Source organism: Aeromonas enteropelogenes, from assembly GCF_000819845.1.
Taxonomy (GTDB): domain Bacteria; phylum Pseudomonadota; class Gammaproteobacteria; order Enterobacterales; family Aeromonadaceae; genus Aeromonas; species Aeromonas enteropelogenes.
Map to the genome: position 1 here is coordinate 17,209 of NZ_CDCG01000006.1, position 16,649 is coordinate 33,857.

The 16,649-nt window shown below is 61.6% G+C and carries 18 protein-coding genes and 1 pseudogene; 6 read left to right on the forward strand and 13 right to left on the reverse strand.

Annotated features, from left to right (window positions below; all coding sequences use genetic code 11):
- Nucleotides 1–25: 25 nt before the first annotated feature.
- From BN1123_RS02595 to BN1123_RS02605, 3 genes are read right to left on the reverse strand one after another with little or no spacing between them, the layout of a single operon-like run.
- The gene (locus BN1123_RS02595; RefSeq protein ID WP_042025199.1) at nucleotides 26–1,375 is read right to left on the reverse strand and encodes a sensor histidine kinase; all 1,350 of its coding nucleotides are present in this window, start codon (nucleotides 1,373–1,375) and stop codon (nucleotides 26–28) included.
- Nucleotides 1,372–2,028, reverse strand: a complete 657-nt coding sequence (locus tag BN1123_RS02600; protein ID WP_042025200.1) for an AHA_4052 family stress response regulator transcription factor — start codon at nucleotides 2,026–2,028, stop codon at nucleotides 1,372–1,374. Before BN1123_RS02600 ends, BN1123_RS02595 begins: the two co-directional genes overlap by 4 nt.
- A gap of 21 nt (nucleotides 2,029–2,049) precedes the next feature.
- Nucleotides 2,050–2,385 carry a PepSY domain-containing protein gene (locus BN1123_RS02605; RefSeq protein ID WP_026458645.1) on the reverse strand — a complete coding sequence of 112 codons (336 nt, stop codon included), beginning with the start codon at nucleotides 2,383–2,385 and terminating at the stop codon, nucleotides 2,050–2,052.
- Between the two features lie 63 nt (nucleotides 2,386–2,448).
- On the opposite strand from BN1123_RS02605, the gene BN1123_RS02610 reads away from it, so the two are divergent.
- Nucleotides 2,449–2,697 (forward strand): PepSY domain-containing protein, encoded by a 249-nt coding sequence (locus BN1123_RS02610; protein ID WP_042025202.1) that lies wholly within the window; start codon nucleotides 2,449–2,451, stop codon nucleotides 2,695–2,697.
- Here the strand turns inward: BN1123_RS02610 and BN1123_RS02615 are convergent.
- Entirely contained in the window at nucleotides 2,694–3,320 is a 627-nt protein-coding gene (locus BN1123_RS02615; RefSeq protein ID WP_042025204.1) for a protein-methionine-sulfoxide reductase heme-binding subunit MsrQ, read from the reverse strand. The genes BN1123_RS02610 and BN1123_RS02615 overlap by 4 nt on opposite strands.
- 20 nt (nucleotides 3,321–3,340) lie before the next feature.
- The gene (gene msrP / locus BN1123_RS02620) at nucleotides 3,341–4,345 is read right to left on the reverse strand and encodes a protein-methionine-sulfoxide reductase catalytic subunit MsrP (protein WP_042025205.1); all 1,005 of its coding nucleotides are present in this window, start codon (nucleotides 4,343–4,345) and stop codon (nucleotides 3,341–3,343) included.
- A 368-nt stretch (nucleotides 4,346–4,713) separates the two neighbouring features.
- On the opposite strand from msrP, the pseudogene BN1123_RS02625 reads away from it, so the two are divergent.
- Nucleotides 4,714–5,186: pseudogene (locus tag BN1123_RS02625) on the forward strand (DUF1097 domain-containing protein).
- Nucleotides 5,187–5,265: 79 nt separating this feature from the next.
- On the opposite strand, the gene BN1123_RS02630 reads toward BN1123_RS02625, so the two are convergent.
- The 4 genes from BN1123_RS02630 to cydH all read right to left on the reverse strand — a co-directional run bounded on the left by BN1123_RS02630 (nucleotide 5,266) and on the right by cydH (nucleotide 8,661).
- Nucleotides 5,266–6,546, reverse strand: coding sequence for a sigma 54-interacting transcriptional regulator (locus tag BN1123_RS02630; protein ID WP_026456989.1), 1,281 nt, complete (start codon nucleotides 6,544–6,546; stop codon nucleotides 5,266–5,268).
- Nucleotides 6,543–7,061, reverse strand: a complete 519-nt coding sequence (locus BN1123_RS02635; RefSeq protein WP_026456990.1) for a hypothetical protein — start codon at nucleotides 7,059–7,061, stop codon at nucleotides 6,543–6,545. Before BN1123_RS02635 ends, BN1123_RS02630 begins: the two co-directional genes overlap by 4 nt.
- Before the next feature lie 5 nt (nucleotides 7,062–7,066).
- Entirely contained in the window at nucleotides 7,067–8,467 is a 1,401-nt protein-coding gene (locus BN1123_RS02640; RefSeq protein WP_042025302.1) for an ATP-binding protein, read from the reverse strand.
- 101 nt (nucleotides 8,468–8,568) lie between these two features.
- Nucleotides 8,569–8,661 carry a cytochrome bd-I oxidase subunit CydH gene (gene cydH / locus BN1123_RS21230; protein ID WP_124239460.1) on the reverse strand — a complete coding sequence of 31 codons (93 nt, stop codon included), beginning with the start codon at nucleotides 8,659–8,661 and terminating at the stop codon, nucleotides 8,569–8,571.
- 123 nt (nucleotides 8,662–8,784) lie between these two features.
- Here cydH and BN1123_RS02645 point away from each other — a divergent pair, with 123 nt between their 5' ends.
- Entirely contained in the window at nucleotides 8,785–9,342 is a 558-nt protein-coding gene (locus BN1123_RS02645) for a 2-amino-4-hydroxy-6-hydroxymethyldihydropteridine diphosphokinase (RefSeq protein WP_042025206.1), read from the forward strand.
- Here the strand turns inward: BN1123_RS02645 and BN1123_RS02650 are convergent.
- The gene (locus BN1123_RS02650) at nucleotides 9,268–9,972 is read right to left on the reverse strand and encodes an SDR family oxidoreductase (RefSeq protein ID WP_042025207.1); all 705 of its coding nucleotides are present in this window, start codon (nucleotides 9,970–9,972) and stop codon (nucleotides 9,268–9,270) included. The genes BN1123_RS02645 and BN1123_RS02650 overlap by 75 nt on opposite strands.
- A 148-nt stretch (nucleotides 9,973–10,120) precedes the next feature.
- Between BN1123_RS02650 and BN1123_RS02655 the strand changes: the two genes are divergently transcribed.
- Nucleotides 10,121–10,525, forward strand: coding sequence for a CBS domain-containing protein (locus BN1123_RS02655; protein ID WP_042025304.1), 405 nt, complete (start codon nucleotides 10,121–10,123; stop codon nucleotides 10,523–10,525).
- 50 nt (nucleotides 10,526–10,575) lie between these two features.
- Here BN1123_RS02655 and BN1123_RS02660 read toward each other — a convergent pair whose 3' ends face one another.
- Nucleotides 10,576–11,112: a DUF2301 domain-containing membrane protein gene (locus tag BN1123_RS02660; RefSeq protein ID WP_026457418.1), complete on the reverse strand. Its 537-nt coding sequence runs from the start codon at nucleotides 11,110–11,112 to the stop codon at nucleotides 10,576–10,578.
- An 86-nt stretch (nucleotides 11,113–11,198) separates the two neighbouring features.
- Here BN1123_RS02660 and BN1123_RS02665 point away from each other — a divergent pair, with 86 nt between their 5' ends.
- Nucleotides 11,199–11,963: a substrate-binding periplasmic protein gene (locus tag BN1123_RS02665; RefSeq protein WP_042025208.1), complete on the forward strand. Its 765-nt coding sequence runs from the start codon at nucleotides 11,199–11,201 to the stop codon at nucleotides 11,961–11,963.
- Between the two features lie 112 nt (nucleotides 11,964–12,075).
- Here the strand turns inward: BN1123_RS02665 and asnC are convergent, their stop codons facing one another.
- Nucleotides 12,076–12,537 (reverse strand): transcriptional regulator AsnC, encoded by a 462-nt coding sequence (gene asnC / locus BN1123_RS02670; protein WP_042025306.1) that lies wholly within the window; start codon nucleotides 12,535–12,537, stop codon nucleotides 12,076–12,078.
- A 153-nt stretch (nucleotides 12,538–12,690) separates the two neighbouring features.
- Between asnC and asnA the strand changes: the two genes are divergently transcribed.
- Entirely contained in the window at nucleotides 12,691–13,683 is a 993-nt protein-coding gene (gene asnA / locus BN1123_RS02675) for an aspartate--ammonia ligase (protein ID WP_042025210.1), read from the forward strand.
- Nucleotides 13,684–13,958: 275 nt separating this feature from the next.
- Here the strand turns inward: asnA and clpB are convergent, their stop codons facing one another.
- Nucleotides 13,959–16,532 carry an ATP-dependent chaperone ClpB gene (clpB, locus tag BN1123_RS02680; protein ID WP_042025211.1) on the reverse strand — a complete coding sequence of 858 codons (2,574 nt, stop codon included), beginning with the start codon at nucleotides 16,530–16,532 and terminating at the stop codon, nucleotides 13,959–13,961.
- Between the last annotated feature and the right edge of the window lie 117 nt (nucleotides 16,533–16,649).

Sequence of the window (16,649 nt, forward strand, 5' to 3'; positions counted from 1 at the left end):
CTGAAACAAGTGCCATATCTTATGCCTAGCTCTCTACTCTTGCCACCTTGGGCAGGGAGAGCGAGGCCGCCAGACCGCCCAGCTCGGCGCGGCCCATAATGAAGCTGCCCCGATAGGCTTCCGCCAGATCGGAGACGATATTGAGGCCAAGCCCAGAGCCCGGCACCTTCTCGTCGAGGCGCACTCCACGCAGCACCGCCTTGGCGATCTGATCCTCGCTCATGCCGGGGCCATCATCCTCGATGCGCAGGGTGATCCAGCCTCCCAGCTCGGCACTGGAAATGCGCAGCTGGCTGGCGGACCACTTGAAGGCGTTTTCCAGCAGGTTGCCCACCATCTCGTCGAAATCCTGCTCCTCCACCCCGACCGCCAGATTGGCGGGTACCTGCAAATCCACCGTCTTGCCCGGATAGAGGCGGGAGAAGGCGCGGCAGATGTACTCCACCCTTGCTCGCACCGGGGTCGAGACGCCGAGGATCTTGGCCGCACCGGTCACCCGTGCCTTGCCGAGGTGATAGTCGATGTGACGCTGGATCTGATCGAGCTGCTCGCCGATGGCGGCCTGATCTTCAGGCGGCAGCTGGGCTACCTGATTGCGCATGATGCTCAGCGGCGTCTTGAGGGCGTGAGCCAGGTTGCCGGTATGGGAGCGGGCCCGCTGCAGCAACTCGCTGTAGTGGTGCAGCAGCCGGTTGATGTCCTCCACCAGCGGCTGGATCTCCAGCGGATAGCGCAGCCGGAACCCTTCCTGATGCCCCTGATGCACCCGGCTCAATTCGCGGCGCAGCAAATGCAGCGGGCGCAGCCCGTAGACAATTTGGAACATGAAGCCGAGCACCAGACCGGCGGCCGCAAACCCAAGACCAAGAAACAGGCTGATCCGGGTCTTCTTCAGGGTCTGGGTCAGGGCGCTGCTGTCTTTCGCCATCACCAGGGTGAACACCTTGTCCGACCCCGGCAGCAGCACGGTGCGGGTCATGATCAGGAGGGGTTCCTTGTTGGGGCCCCGCCCGAGAAACAGATCCGGGTCGCCAAAGGCGGACTTCAGCCCCTGGGTGTTGAGATTGGTGTCCCACAGGGAGCGGGAACGGCCGATGACGTGATGTTCCAGCTCCAGCTGCCAGTAGTGGCCGGAATAGGGCTGGCGAAAGCGGGGATCCGACAGGGGTTCGCTCACCACCGGCAGGCCATTTTTCGCCACCTCCAGTCGGGAGAGCAGGTCATAGAGCTGCAGACGCAGGCCGTCGGCTTCCGCCTCCTGCCAGTAGTTGCGCATCATGGTCTGCAGGCTGAAGCCGGTGGCAAACAGGAACAGGCCGCACCACACCAGGGCGATGGCGACCAGCCGTCCCCGCAGGGTTCTGACCAGCCTCATTCGTTGATCCGGTATCCGAGGCCACGCACCGTTTCAATCAAGTCGGGATGAGTCTTCTTGCGGATCCGGCCGATGAACACCTCAACGGTGTTGGAATCGCGGTCAAAATCCTGGGCATAGATGTGATCGATAAGCTCGCTGCGCGACACCACCTTGCCCCTGTGTTGCATCAGGTAGCCCAGCACCCGGAACTCGTGGGCAGTGAGCTTGATGGGGGTGCCCTCATACCACACCTGGGAGGCCGCCATGTCGAGGCGAACCCCGCCGATCTCCAGGATCGAGCTGGCATTGCCCGCCGCACGGCGCACCAGGGCATGGACCCGGGCCACCAGCTCGGCCACCTGGAACGGCTTGGTGAGGTAGTCATCCGCGCCGGCATTGAGCCCTTCGATCTTCTCGTGCAACTGGCCGCGGGCGGTGAGCACCAGCACGGGGGTGTCGATCCCCTTGCTGCGCCACTCCTTGAGCACACTCAGGCCATCGCGCCCCGGCAGACCCAGATCGAGAATGATGGCGTCATAGGGTTCGGTCTCGCCGAGAAAGCCCGCCTCGTTGCCGTCGTGGCAGAGATCGGTGACAAAACCGGACAGCCTCAGCTGTTCCGCCAACTGGCCCGCCAGGGTCTTTTCATCTTCAACTATCAGAATTCGCATCAGCAGCTTTCCAAACAGGGATTACTCTTCGTCAACCGGATCCGCTCTGGGCACGAACAGCCGCTCCAGGTGGTGACCCTTGGCCCACACCATCTCCAGGTTGTCGGCCCGATAGGCCACCTTGAGCACGCTGTTCTCCCGGTCGATCACTCGCAGTTCATAGAGCCAGACACCATCCTCTTCCCCCAGATCCACCCGCAGCACCCGTACCGGCAATCTGGCTGCCACCTCCATCATCTCCTGGAAGGGCCGAACCCGTCCCTCGCGGACAGCTTGTTGCAACTGGGCCTCATCAGGCGTGATCGCCTGCGCCAGTACCGGCAACAAGAGCCCGAGCAGAGGGAGCGCTCTATTCATGGATGATTCATCTCCAAAAACCTAACATAATGGGGTTTATAGTCTGCCAGCCATGAATCCGGAATGAATATGATCCCGCGCAGTTTCCTGCTAATCCTCTGCCTTTTCAGTGCCACAGGCTGGGCGCTCGACAACCGTCTCGACATGGCCGGACTGGTCAAACTCTTGCTGGCTCAAGGGTATCACGACATTCGGGAAGTGGAGCTGGAAGGCGACAAGTTCGAGGTCCGCACCCTCAATCGCCAGGACGAGAAAGTCCATCTCATCGTCGATGCCTACACCGGCGAGATCAAACAAAAAGAGGCCGACTAGGCCTCTTTTGCTTTCCAGCGTCCGCGCCAGGGGCGCAGCAACCTGTCCCGCCGCGGCAGCAGCAAGGCACAGGCCAGCGCCAGATAGATGAGGGGCTCCAGCCAGCCGCTCTTCACCGACCACCAGTAGTGCACCGGCACCAGCAGGGCAATGGCATAGACCCAGTTGTGCAGCTTCTGCCAGGCCGGCCCCATGACACGCTGCAAGGCCGGCAGCGAGGTGATGCCAAGCGCAATCATCAACAGCAGCGCCACCAGCCCCACCACTATGTAGCTGCGCTTGACCAGCTCCCCTGCGATGAGCCCCCAGTCGAACTGCAGATCCAGCCCCAGCCAGGCCATGAAATGAAGCAGGGCCCAGGCCATGGACCAGAGGCCGAGGGGGCGGCGCAGTTTGATAAGCTGCCCCTGACGCCAGCGCTTGGCGAGCGGCGACACCAGCAGAGTGAGCAGCAGCAGGTTGAGCGCCCCCTTGCCGAGATAATGAATCAGCTCGGGGACGGGATCGCCACCCAGCCGTCCGGCCGGAATGGCAAACCCCAGCCAGAGCAAAAAGCCGAGTGCTCCCAGATGCACCAGCGCCCGCAGCAAGGTGATGTGACGCGCCGTCAGTCGCAATGTCATGGTGTCAGCTCCAACTTGTCTCAATACCACTTGCGCAGATCCATGCCCTGATAGAGCGAGGCCACCTCGTCGGCATAGCCGTTGAACATCAGGGTTGGCTGGCGCTTGGCACCAAACAGCCCCCCTTCGCCGATGAAGCGCTCGCTGGCCTGGCTCCAGCGCGGGTGATCCACCTGTGGATTGACGTTGGCGTAGAAGCCATATTCGTTGGGGGCCAGCAGGTTCCAGGTGGTGGGAGGCATCTCCTCCACCAACCGGATGGAGACGATGCTCTTGATGCTCTTGAAACCGTACTTCCAGGGCACCACCAGCCGGATCGGTGCTCCATTCTGGGCCGGCAGCGTCTTGCCATAGAGCCCCATCGCCAGGAAGGAGAGCGGGTGCATCGCCTCGTCGATGCGCAGCCCCTCCACATAGGGATAATCGATGCCGCCCCCCAGGCTGCGGGAGGCCTGGCCCGGCAACTGTTTCGGGTCAAACAGGGTCTCGAACGCCACAAATTTGGCGCGGCTGGTGGGCTCGGCCCGGCGGATGAGATCCGCCAGCGAGATGCCGTTCCAGGGCAGCACCATGGACCAGGCCTCGACACAGCGCAGCCGGTAAATACGCTCCTCCAGCTCGGTATTGTTGATGAGATCCCACACATCCAGGGTGAAGGGCTTGGCCACCTCCCCCTCCACCTTCAGAGTCCAGGGCTCGGGTTTGAGGCTGTGGCCATTGCGGGCCGGATCTCCCTTGTCGGTTCCCAGCTCGTAGAAGTTGTTGTAACTGATGGCTTTCTCTTCCGGCGTCAGCACCATTCCAGCCGGTCTCGCGGCCTGCGGGCTGTTGAGCGCCTTGGTTGCAGGCTCAGGGGATGCCTTGTCGGCACCAAACAGATCGAGCACACCCGCCCGGGTCGGAAATGCCAGGGTCGCGGCCCCCAAGCCCAATCCCTTGAGGATCAGGCGGCGATCCTGATAGACGGCTTCCGGGGTAACATCCCGTTCGGTAAGGTGATGTGAAGAAGAGCGTTTGATCAGCATGAAAAACTCCCGGGGCGAATAGAGGCGATACAGATAAGACCCGCCCCGGCAGATTTTTATTTCACACAAATTTACATGAGGGGGTGCAGGGGCAGCGCCTTGGCCATGGTTCCGACCAGAAACAGAAGTACGCACACCAGCAGGGGCACGAGCACATTTGGCACCATCAGACTCACTCCATGAGCAGGACAGGGCCCCTAACTATGGAACAGGGCCAGACCGGTCGCCAGTGAATTTTTTTCGCGAGCGCAAGCGTATTCCCGAGTTGCAAAGAGTGATGCAGATCACACACAATTCGCCCCCCGCTTGCCGCCCCGCCAGTCAGGCGTAGGCTGCTTTTTCTTCGAAATCCACAGCAGGATCGCGCCATGAGCCCACTGATCGCCATCGCCATCACCACAGGTATTCTCTCCGCCCTCTGGGGCTGGATTGCCGTCGCGTTTGGCCTGCTTTCCTGGGTCGGTTTCCTCGGCTGCACCAGCTACTTTGCCTCCAGCGGCGGCTACAAGGCGCTGCTGCAGACCCTGCTGTGCAATGCCAGCGGCATGCTGTGGGCGCTCTTGCTGCTCAATGGCGAAGCCTGGTGGGGCGCCGGCGTGGCGGGTATGTGATGACCGGCGTGGTGGCCACCCTGATGTGCGTGCAGGCCAGGCAACAGTGGCTCGGCTATATTCCCGGCACCTTTGCCGGTTGCTGTGCCACCTTCGGCGCGGCAGGTGAGTGGCGGCTGGTGCTGCCCTCCCTGGTGATCGGTGCCCTGTTCGGCTATCTGATGAAGGCGAGCGGTCTCTGGCTCTCCCGCAAGACCCAGACCGACGCCGGCGTGGCCGATCCGGCCTGAGCCCTTCCCCCGATCCGGGCCGGCTTTCCGGATAAACAAACGGGCCTGCTGCCAGGCCCGCTTTCCCGTCTCTTCCCCGTCACCCCTTCGACTTGAAGTTGGCCGCCTCGATACCGTGGCGGTTCAATAACTTGTAGAAGTCGGTTCGATTTCGGCCCGCCATGTTGGCCGCCAGGGTCACGTTACCCTCGGTGGTGCGCAGCAAGCGGATCAGATACTCCTTCTCGAACTCGGCACGCGCCTCGTTGAACGAGGGAATGCCGCCCCCACCGCTACTCAGGGCCGACTCCACCATGGCGGCGCCGATCACCGGGCTGCAGCAGAGGCTGGCGAGTTGTTCCACCACGTTGCAGAGCTGGCGCACGTTGCCGGGCCAGGCGGCAGCGGCCAGCATGGCCAGCGCCTCCGGCGAAAAGCCCATGACGGCGCACTCTTCGTGGCGGCTGCGATACTCATCGAGCGCCTGGCGAGCCAGCAGGGGAATGTCCTCACTGCGGGCGCTGAGCGACGGCAGCGTGATGTTGGCCACGTTGAGACGATAGAAGAGATCCTCGCGAAACCGCCCCTCCTCCATCGCCTTCACCAGATCCTGATGGCTGGAGCTGAGCACCCGCACCTCGGGAGTGCCCTGACCGTACTCTTCCATCACCTGCAGCAACTTGGCCTGCAGCGACTCCGACAAGCCGCCGATCTCGTCGAGAAACAGGGTCGCCCCCCTGGCCTGCTCGAACAGGCCGGAGTGGCCGTCTTCACCGAACAGTTGCAGATCCAGCGAAGCCCAGGGAATGGCGGCGCAGTTGATGGTATAGAGCGGCTTGTCGCTGCGATGGCTCGCCTGGTGCAGCGCCTGGGCCATCACCCCCTTGCCTGAACCGGACGGCCCCATGATCAGCACAGGCACCTCCATGGTCGCCATGCTGTGAGCCTGGATCAGCACCTGTTCCAGCTGGGGATTACGGGTCAGGATCAGCGATTGCCACTCCTGTTGCTGCTTGGGACGAGTCAGACTCAGAGCATGCTCTATGGTGGCAAACAGCTCGTCCTTGTCGACGGGCTTGGTGAGAAAACTGAACACCCCGGAGCGGGTCGCCTGGATTGCATCCGGGATGGTGCCATGGGCAGTCATGATGATGACTGGCAGCCCCAGCCACTGGGTCTGGATCCGCTCGAACAGGGCCAGACCGTCCATGCCCGCCATCCGCAGATCGCTCAGCACCAGGTCAGCCCGTTGCTGGCGCAACCGGTCGAGAGCCCCTTCCGCGCTGTCGGCGGTATCCACCTCATAACCCTGACTGCGCAGGCGCATACTCATCAGCTTGAGCAGGCTGACGTCGTCATCCACCAGCAGGATCCGGCTCATGGCAGGACCTCGCGATGTTCGTTGAGCTTGCGCTGGTTGAGCTGGTCGTCGATGGCGGAAAGCTGCTCTATCTGGCGGCGCAGCCGCTGGATCTCCTGGCTCTGGTCGTCACGCCGGCTATCCCGTTCCAGTACCGCCTCGCCGAGGGCAATCCAGCTGCGCAGAAACGCCTGGGTATCAAGACCGAGTTCGGGCAGCATCTGCTTGAGTCTGGCCAGACCGGCGCGGCGATTGGCCACCGACTCGGCCGGGTGGGAGTCCACCATGGCCAGACTGACCCGGCTCTCCAGATCATCGGCCCCCTTGAGCCGCTGACGCTCCTGGACCCGTTGCTGGGGATGGCTGGCCAGCAACCAGTCGGAGTATTGCAGGCGCACCTGCATCTCCTTGTTGGCAAACTCCATCCGCTTGGCAAAAGCGATATCGGAGGACTCCCGCTGTTCATGTTGTGGCAGCAAGGAGCAACCCGCTATCAACCCTGCGATCAGGGCTGGCAATACGCGTTGTATCTTCATAGTCCTCATTTCAACGTCAACCTGAAACAGACATCCGCCTGTTCATCTTTCACCAGAACCAATGTCCCTCCCAAGCTGTTGGCAGACTCGCGGGCAATGGAGAGGCCCATGCCAGAGCCTTTCAGAATGCCTTGCCGTACCGTGCTGCCCTGCTCGAAGGGTTCAAAAATCCGTTGCTGATCGGCCTCGGGGATCTCGGGTCCCTCATTGGCGACCACCAGCCAGTGTCCCTGCGCCTCCTCGCCGGCGCGGATCCAGATATTGCCGCCACTGGCACCATAACTGACGGCATTGGAAAACAGATTATCGAGGATCAACTGCAGCCGATAGGGCTCGGCCAGCAGGCTCACCGGCTCGGTCGGCAAGTGTACACGGATCTGCTTGGACTCCAATGCCAGCCGGTATTCGGCGACCAGCTTGTCGAGAATAGGGTTGAGCGGCACCGGCTCCAGCTCGAACTCCTCCTGCTGGCTGAGGCGGTTGAAGTCGAGCAGCCGCTCGATCAGGGTCTGCAGGCGGCGGCTGTTCTCGTCCAGCATCTGGCAGATCTCCAGCTGATCCGGCGTGAGCGGCCCAACCACCTGTTCACAGAGCAGATCCGATCCTTCCCGCAGCACCGCCAACGGCGTCTTGAGCTCGTGGGAGACATGACGCAGGAACTGGTACTTCTGCTGTTCCAACTCCTTGAGCTTGCCGTGCAACCAGACGATCCGCTCTCCCAACAAGACCAGTTCGGCCGGCCCATCCACCGGCTCCGCATCCGGTTCGACGCCGGCCCCCAGGCTCAGAATGCGCGACTCAATCTGTCGCACCGGGTGAATAATAAGGTAGGTGAAGATCAGCACCAGCAGCAGGCTGAGCACGGCCACCACACCACTCACCCACCAGATCTCGCGGGTCAGCCCGGCGATGGTAAGGCGGACCCGATCCATCCGCTCATCAACCCGGCTGCGGGTAACCTGTTCGAGCTGCTGGCCGAGCTGATTGAAATGGACGAGCTTGTCGTTCTCCACCGCCGCCCTGGCCTGAGTCATATCCTGCAGGCTACCGAGCCACTCGATCGCCTGTTCAAGCCCGCCGTAAACATCGCTGTCGGCGATGGAGTGGCGATGCTCCGCCAGCAGCTCGCGGTAACTCGACAGCTGCTGGCGGTAGCTGGCCAGGCTCCTGATATCCCCCAGCACCACATAACGACGCAGGGTTCGCTCGATATCGATGGCCTGCGCCGTCAGCAAGGTGGCACGGCGGGTATCCTTGACTGCCCGCTCCATCTCGTCGCTGGTCAGCTTGCTGAGGTGGGAAAGGGCATTGCTGTTATGCCAGATCATGCCGCCAAGCGGCATCAGTACCAGCACAAATCCCATCAACACCACCTGCAGCAGGGAACGCGGGCGAACCTTGGCCATCATCTCTTCTCTTCATTTTCACCGGTGCGCCAGCATAGCCGCACAGCCCAAAAAACAAAACCGGCCCAAAGGCCGGTTGATGCTACGAACGAAAGCGTGATTCACGCCAGACCGACGGAGGCCACACAGATAACCAGGATCATCGCCAGCGCGCCTGCAGCCGTCAGCAGTGCCCATTTCAGTTCCACACTCATGCAAGTCTCCTTCTGCCAATCAGTGCCGGATCACAATAGATAAATCCATGTTACGTCATAGTTAATATGATAACCGTGAACTGCGTATACATTTCAGATGAGCCCAACCCAGGGAAGGTGAGCATGTTCTATCTGTGCAGCATAGGATCCAATCTCGAGCCCCACCGCCATGTCGGCCAGGCGCTGGACGAGCTGATCACCCAGTTTGGCTGGCTACAGCTAAGCTCGGTGATCCGGACCAAACCGGTGGGCATGCACTCCCGCCACGATTTTCTCAACTGCCTGTTTGTCATTGAAAGCCGGCTGGAAACCACAGTACTCAAGCAGTGGTTTGTCACCCTTGAAGTCGCCCACGGACGGGATCGCAATGACCCCCTGTGCAAGGTGCACGACCGGCCGCTCGATATCGATATCCTGGCCAGCAGCCCGATCGCTGATTTTGCGACGGCCAGGGTCGATAGCTACCTGGCCCCCCTGCTGGCCGAATGGTATGGCGCCGGAGAGGTACACGCCGCCAAGGTGGCGCTCTCCTTATGCAGCCCGCTGGCTGCGGGCCACGGCCATAATCAGCAGATTGGCCTGCACCCAGTCACCCTGCAGCTGGCCTCACAGGGTGGCCAAGGCACGGCCCCCATCCACCTTGATGCTAGCCCCCGTCATGTAACTGTTCTGCATCAGTAGTTGCACCGCCTGCCAGATGGGCTCAAGCCCCCCTTCACGGGCCAGCGGCGTCCTGGCCAGCACCTGCTGACGCCAGGCATCGTCATGCTCATCGAGAAACAGGATGGGGCCGGGCTCTATGGTATTGACCCGTACGGCCGGCGCCAGCTCGCGGGCAAAACTCATGGCAAGCGAATGGGCTCCCGCCTTGGTGGCCACATAACTGGCAAAATGCGGGGGCGGGGCGTGGATGTAGATATCCGTGATGTGGATGATGCTGGCGTTGTCGTTGCGCGCCAGCTGGGGGGCCAGTGCCCGGTTGAGCAGGAAGGGGGCCGCCATGTGCACCCGGTAGTACTGTTCGAACTGGGCCAGCTGTGCGGCAGGATCTGCCGCCTGGGGCTCGAAGGCCGAGGCGTTGTGGATCACCAGCCCCAGATCGCGGTGGGTGGCCAGCACCTCAATCAGTCGGCTGACCTCCTCCTCACAGCCAAAGTCCGCCTGCACCAGTTCGACCCCGAGTTCGCGCAGCCGCGCCAGTTCGGGCCGCTCGCTGCGATAACTGCCGGTCACCCGCCATCCCGCCGCCACCAGTTGTTCGCACAGATAGAAGCCGAGTCGCCGACCACAGCCCGTTACCAATGCCCTCATAAGATCTCCTCTTCCATGAATGCCCCGGCAATCCCACCGCTTCAGCAGCCATTTCCGCCGCCTATCAATCCCTGCGGTACAAGCCATTGGCGCATCGCCCCACGGCTCCGCCATAGTAGCCCCCATGCACACCAAGGGAGCCACCACCATGCTGAAAGTTCACCATCATATGAGCCGCCTGACTCATTCGCTCACCGCCGGACTGAGCCTGGCCGAAGCGCTCGATCGCCTGCATCACTCGGGCCTGAGCGGCCTGCCGGTGCTGGACGACGAGAAGCAGCTGATCGGCTTTCTGTCAGAGCAGGACTGCATTCCCAGCCTGCTCACCGGCAGCTACCACTGCGATACCCGCACTCGGGTCGAAGACATGATGAACCGGACACCGCTCTCGGTGGGCCCAGACGAGAGCATACTGGAGCTGGCACGCCAGATGACCGGAGCCAAACCCAAGATCTACCCCGTGCTGCAGCAGGGCAAGGTGATCGGCATCATCAGCCGTCGCCAGGTCATGCAGGCCCTCAACCAGCAGCTCAAAGTCTGTCAGCAGACCTAAAGACAGCCGGCAAGTTGGCGCAACTCCAGTGGCTGCGCCAACCATCTCTTCTAAATCTGGTAACGCCCCTTGTCACCGATGTCGAAGTGCAGGGGCATTCGCCACTTGGCCAGCGCCAGCAGGGTTAACAAGGCCCCGCTGACCAGCGCTGCCAGGGCAGCGGCCCACTCCAGCCGACCCCACTCCAGCAACCATAACAGCGGTAGCAACACGGGCACCAACCTGATCCCCGGGATGGCGAAGCAGAACTGCTCCTTGAATGCCAAACCTGAGAGGGTGGCCAGTGCCGCTCCCAGCACCAGAGCATCCGGCGCCCCCAGCGCGGCGAACGCCAGCGCTCCCCAGCCAAACCCTTGCAGCATCAGACGGATACGCTTGTCATAGAGATGGATGGAGAAACTGCACAGCGCACTGGCCAGTGCCAGCAGGCTCAACCAGCTGGCTGGCGCAATCGGCTCGATACCGCTCAGCAGCGATGCCCCGCGCCCGAGCAGTAGCAAGGCTGCACCACTCAGGCCGATGCGGTAGAGCAGCACCGTCAGCTTGTCGACACCATCGAGCGGGCTTTCGATTTCAGGGTTTGCCATGCGGGATCACCTCTTTACACCTTATAAACCAATATACTGGGAGCAGGCCCCCAACATCATCTTCCTGAGGGGTCAGGAGGCATAGTGTGCGCGTGATCCCCCTGCTGTGGCTACTCTTCCCGCTCTGGCTCAACGCCAGAGAGCTGGTGATCTGCGGCACTCTGGAAGCCCCGCTCAAGTTCATGAATGCCGCCGGGCAGCCGCAGGGGCTCGATATCGACATAGTGACCGCCATCTTTGGCAAGCTTGGGCTCCCCATCAAGATAGAACTGACCGACTCAGGTGCCCGTCTCACCCGCAATGCCGAGAGCGGTGTCTGCGATGTGGTGATGACCCACTCCTACAAGCCTGAACGCGAGAGCTATCTGCTCTATCCGCAGCAGGCGCACCTGCGCCACAGCTGGCACTTTTTTGTGCGCAAGAGCGATCTGCTGACGATCCGTTATGAAACCCTGGCCGACCTCAAACCCTGGCGCATCGGCGTCACCAAAGACTTCTCCTATACCCCCGAACTGGCTGCAGCCATGGCAGACCCAGCCTATCACTTCCAGGAAGTCACCATGAACCAGTTGCAGCTGCGCAAGCTGATCGCCAATCGCATCGATGTCGTCCCCATGCCGCTGGTCACCGCCTTCGCCCAGATCCATGAGGAGAAACTCGGCGATCTGGTGGATTACCTGCCAAGGCCCCTCAAGAGCAGCCCCTACTTCAACACCTGGGCCCGTGCCCGCGCCGACGCACAGACCCCTGCCCAGATGGCAGCCTATGATAACGAACTGCTGCACATGAAGCGGGATGGCCGCCTCAAGGCCCTCTACAACAAGTACGGTATCCCCTATATCGAGCCCTGATCCCGGCCAACCAGCTTCATCAGGACTTCACATCCCGCAGGATCGGGCTCTACAGCGAAAGCAGCGTCTCACGCGGGAGAGGGATCTCTACGCCCCTCTCATGCAACCCGACTCAAGGCTTCACGTCCCGCAGAATGGGGTTTTGCAGCGAAATGAGCGTTTCTGTGGACTGGATCTCGTCAATGGTCTGGATCTTGTTGATCAGCACGATCTGCAGCTCGTCGATGGAGCGAGTCATCACCTTCATGAAGATGCTGTAGTGGCCCGTGGTGTAGTAGGCCTCCACCACCTCGTCCAGCGCCTGCAGCTTGGCCAGGGCCGACGGGTAATCCTTGGCGCTCTTGAGGTTGATCCCGATAAAGCAACAGACGTCATAGCCGAGCTTCTTGGGGTTCACCTGCACCCGGGTGCCCTCGATGATCCCCGCCTGCTTCATCTTCTCCACTCGCACGTGAATGGTCCCCGGGCTGACCGCCAGCTGCTTGGCCAACTCGGCATAGGGGATCCGCGCATTGTCCATCAGGGCGGTGAGGATGGCCTGATCGAGATTATCGATCCGATAATTTTCCGGCACTTTTTTGCACTCCCTTTGATGATTCATCATTAATTGCACATGCATTTTGAAGAAAAAAATACACAAAGCCTATTTATATTATCGAATATTGAATTTAGTTGGCGATCTGTTGAAGAATCCTCACATCCAACGGGTTCAAGACAGGTATTCAGCATGAAACAGCACTACATTCGCAGCCAACAGCAGATCAGCTTCGTCAAGGAGATGTTCTCTCGCCAACTCGCCCAACAGCTGGGTCTGATGGAGGTGCAAGCCCCCATCCTGAGCCGGGTCGGTGACGGTACCCAGGACAACCTGTCCGGCAGCGAGAATGCAGTGCAGGTCAAGGTGAAGACTCTGCCGGAGCACAGCTACGAGGTGGTGCACTCCCTGGCCAAATGGAAGCGCCAGACCCTGGGCCGCTTCGGTTTCGCGCCCGGCGAAGGGATCTACACCCACATGAAGGCCCTGCGCCCGGACGAAGACAGACTCAGCCCCATCCACTCCGTCTATGTGGATCAGTGGGACTGGGAGAAGGTGATGCCGAGCGAGCGCCGCGATCTGGCCTATCTGCAGGAAACCGTGCGCGGCATCTGGGCCGCCATCAAGGCTACCGAGCGCGCCGTCTGTGCCGAGCACGAACTGACCCCCTTCCTGCCGAGCGAAATTCAGTTCCTCCACAGCGAAGAGTTGCTGACTCGTTACCCGGATCTCGACGCCAAGGGACGCGAGCGCGCCATCGCCAAGGAACTGGGTGCCGTGTTCCTGATCGGCATCGGCGGCGCCCTCTCCCACGGTGAGCGCCACGACGTACGTGCCCCGGACTACGACGACTGGAGCAGCCACAGCGAACTGGGCCTGGCGGGTCTGAACGGCGACATCCTGGTGTGGAACCCAGTGCTGCAAGACAGCTTCGAGATCTCCTCCATGGGGATCCGGGTAGACGCCGAGGCGCTGCGCCGTCAGCTCGCCATCACAGGCGACGAGGATCGCCTGCAGTATGACTGGCATCAGGAGCTGCTGGCAGAGCGCATGCCGCAGACTATCGGCGGCGGTATCGGCCAATCCCGTCTGGCCATGTTGTTGCTGCAAAAGGAACATATCGGTCAGGTGCAAGTTGGTGTCTGGCCGGCCGAGATGAAGGCAGCCGTTCAGGGCATGCTGTAACAAATGGAGTGCGTCCGGCCGAGTGAACCGGACGCAGCAAAAGTGTGGCGGTGCGGACTGAGTGAGCGCAGTCCGGACAGGCTGTAAGCAGGGCGACCATCCTCGATGGTCCTCCGCGAAACCGGGCTAGCCCCTGCGATCCGCTCAACCCACGTCAGGTCGCATTGAATACATTCCTCCCGGCAATCCTCGGATTGCCGTTTTTTTATTTCCATTTCATGGATATGACAACGCCAGCCCGAGGGCTGGCGTTGTAAACACGGACAAAGGGGAGGTTACTGGCGCATGGTCAAGCCGTTGCTATCGGCCCCAAGCACCAGTTTCTTGCCCGGGACGATGCGGCCGGAGAGCAGCGCCTGGGCCAGCGGGTTCTCCACCTTGTGCTGGATCGCCCGCTTGAGGGGACGCGCCCCGTAGACGGGGTCGAACCCGGCGTGAACCAGCTTGGTCAGCAGCTCCTCGGTCACCTCCACCTCGTAACCCTGGGCCTCCAGGCGGCCCATCAGGCTCTTGAGCTGGATGCGAGCGATGGACTTGATGTGCTCCTCGCCGAGGGGGTGGAACACCACGGTCTCGTCGATCCGGTTGATGAACTCGGGACGGAAGCTGCGGGTCAGCACCTCCATCAGCATGCCCTTCATCTCGTCGTAGTCCTTCTCGCTATGGTGCTCCTGGATAAGATCCGACCCCAGGTTGGAGGTCATGATCACCACGGTATTGCGGAAGTCCACGGTACGTCCCTGACCGTCGGTCAGGCGGCCGTCATCCAGCACCTGCAGCAGGATATTGAACACGTCCGGGTGAGCCTTCTCCACCTCATCCAGCAGGATCACCGAATAGGGGCGACGGCGCACCGCCTCGGTGAGATAGCCCCCCTCCTCATAGCCCACGTATCCGGGAGGCGCCCCCACCAGACGGGCCACGCTGTGTTTCTCCATAAACTCCGACATGTCGATGCGCACCATGGCGTCTTGGGTGTCGAACAGGAACTCGGCTAGCGCCTTGCACAGCTCGGTCTTGCCCACCCCGGTGGGGCCAAGGAACAAGAAGGAGCCGATAGGACGGTTCGGGTCCGAGAGGCCTGCGCGGGAGCGGCGGATGGCGTTGGAGACGGCGTCGACCGCCTCTTCCTGACCGATCACCCGGCTGTGCAGCTGATCTTCCATCCGCAGCAGTTTCTCTCGCTCCCCTTCCAGCATGCGAGCGACCGGAATCCCGGTCCAGCGCGCCAGCACGTCTGCAATCTCCACATCGGTGACCCGGTTGCGCAGCAGGCTGGTCTCCTGCATCTCCGCCTGGGTGGCGAGATCCAGTTGCTTCTCCAGCTCGGGAATTCGGCCGTACTGCAGCTCGGACATGCGGCCCAGATCCCCGGCGCGGCGTGCCACTTCCAGATCCTGACGGGCCTGCTCCAGCGCCGCCTTGATGTGCTGGGTGCCGGCGAGGGCCGCCTTCTCGGCCTTCCACACCTCTTCCAGCTCGTTGTATTCTCGATCCTTTTCACCGATCTCCTGGTTGATGAGCTCCAGACGCTTGCGGCTGGCGTCGTCGTCCTCCTTCATCAGCGCCTGCTGTTCGAGTTTCAGCTGGATGATGCGCCGCTCGAGACGATCAAGAGACTCGGGCTTGGAGTCGATCTGCAGCCGGATGCTGGCAGCCGCTTCGTCAATGAGGTCAATGGCCTTGTCCGGCAGCTGGCGATCCGCGATGTAGCGGTGGGACAGCTGGGCCGCCGCCACGATGGCAGGGTCGGTGATCTGCACATGGTGGTGCAGCTCGTAACGCTCTTTCAGGCCGCGCAGGATAGCGATGGTGTCCTCCACGCTCGGCTCCTCCACCAGCACCTTCTGGAAGCGGCGCTCCAGCGCGGCATCCTTCTCGATGAACTGGCGATATTCATCCAGGGTGGTGGCCCCGACGCAGTGCAGCTCGCCACGGGCCAGCGCAGGTTTCAGCATGTTGCCCGCGTCCATGGCTCCTTCGCCCTTGCCGGCGCCGACCATGGTATGCAGCTCGTCGATAAAGAGGATGACGTTGCCCTCCTCCTTGGCCAGATCGCTCAGCACAGCCTTGAGCCGCTCCTCGAACTCGCCGCGGTACTTGGCACCGGCCACCAGGGCTCCCATGTCGAGCGACAACACCCGTTTGTTCTTGAGCCCTTCCGGCACCTCACCGTTGACGATGCGCTGGGCCAGCCCCTCGACGATGGCGGTCTTGCCGACGCCGGGGGCGCCGATCAGCACGGGGTTGTTCTTGGTGCGGCGCTGCAGCACCTGGATGGTGCGGCGAATTTCGTCATCGCGGCCGATCACCGGGTCGAGCTTGCCGATCTCAGCTCGCTCGGTGAGATCGATGGTGTACTTCTCCAGCGCCTGGCGGTTCTCCTCGGCGTTGGCATCATCTACCTTCTTGCCACCACGCACCTTGTCGATGGCGGCTTCCAGTTTCTCCTTGGTCAGCCCCTGGGCGCGCAGCAGTTCGCCCAGCGTCCCCTTCTCGTCGAGGGCCGCCAGCACAAAGAGTTCGGACGAGATGAACTGATCCTTGCGCTGCTGGGCCAGCTTGTCACAAACGTTGAGCAGCCGGCCGAGGCCATTGGAGAGCTGGACATCCCCTTCCACACCGCTGACGCGGGGCAGGCGATCGAGCTCTTCACCCAGGCGCGAGCGCAGGGCATTGATATCCATCCCTGTCAGGGTCAGCAGCGGACGAATGGAACCGCCATCCTGGTTGACCAGGGCAGACATCAGATGGACGGGTTCGATAAATTGGTGGTCACGACCCAGTGCCAGAGACTGGGCATCGGAAATAGCAATCTGGAATTTGCTGGTCAGGCGATCGAGGCGCATTGCACTCCCCCTTCAAACAGACGCCGCGTGCGCGGCAAACAACATAACTTTCTGAGATGAAAGATGAGGCCCGTACGGACTATTTCAAGGGGCAGGAGTGGTTATTTTTTCTTCAAA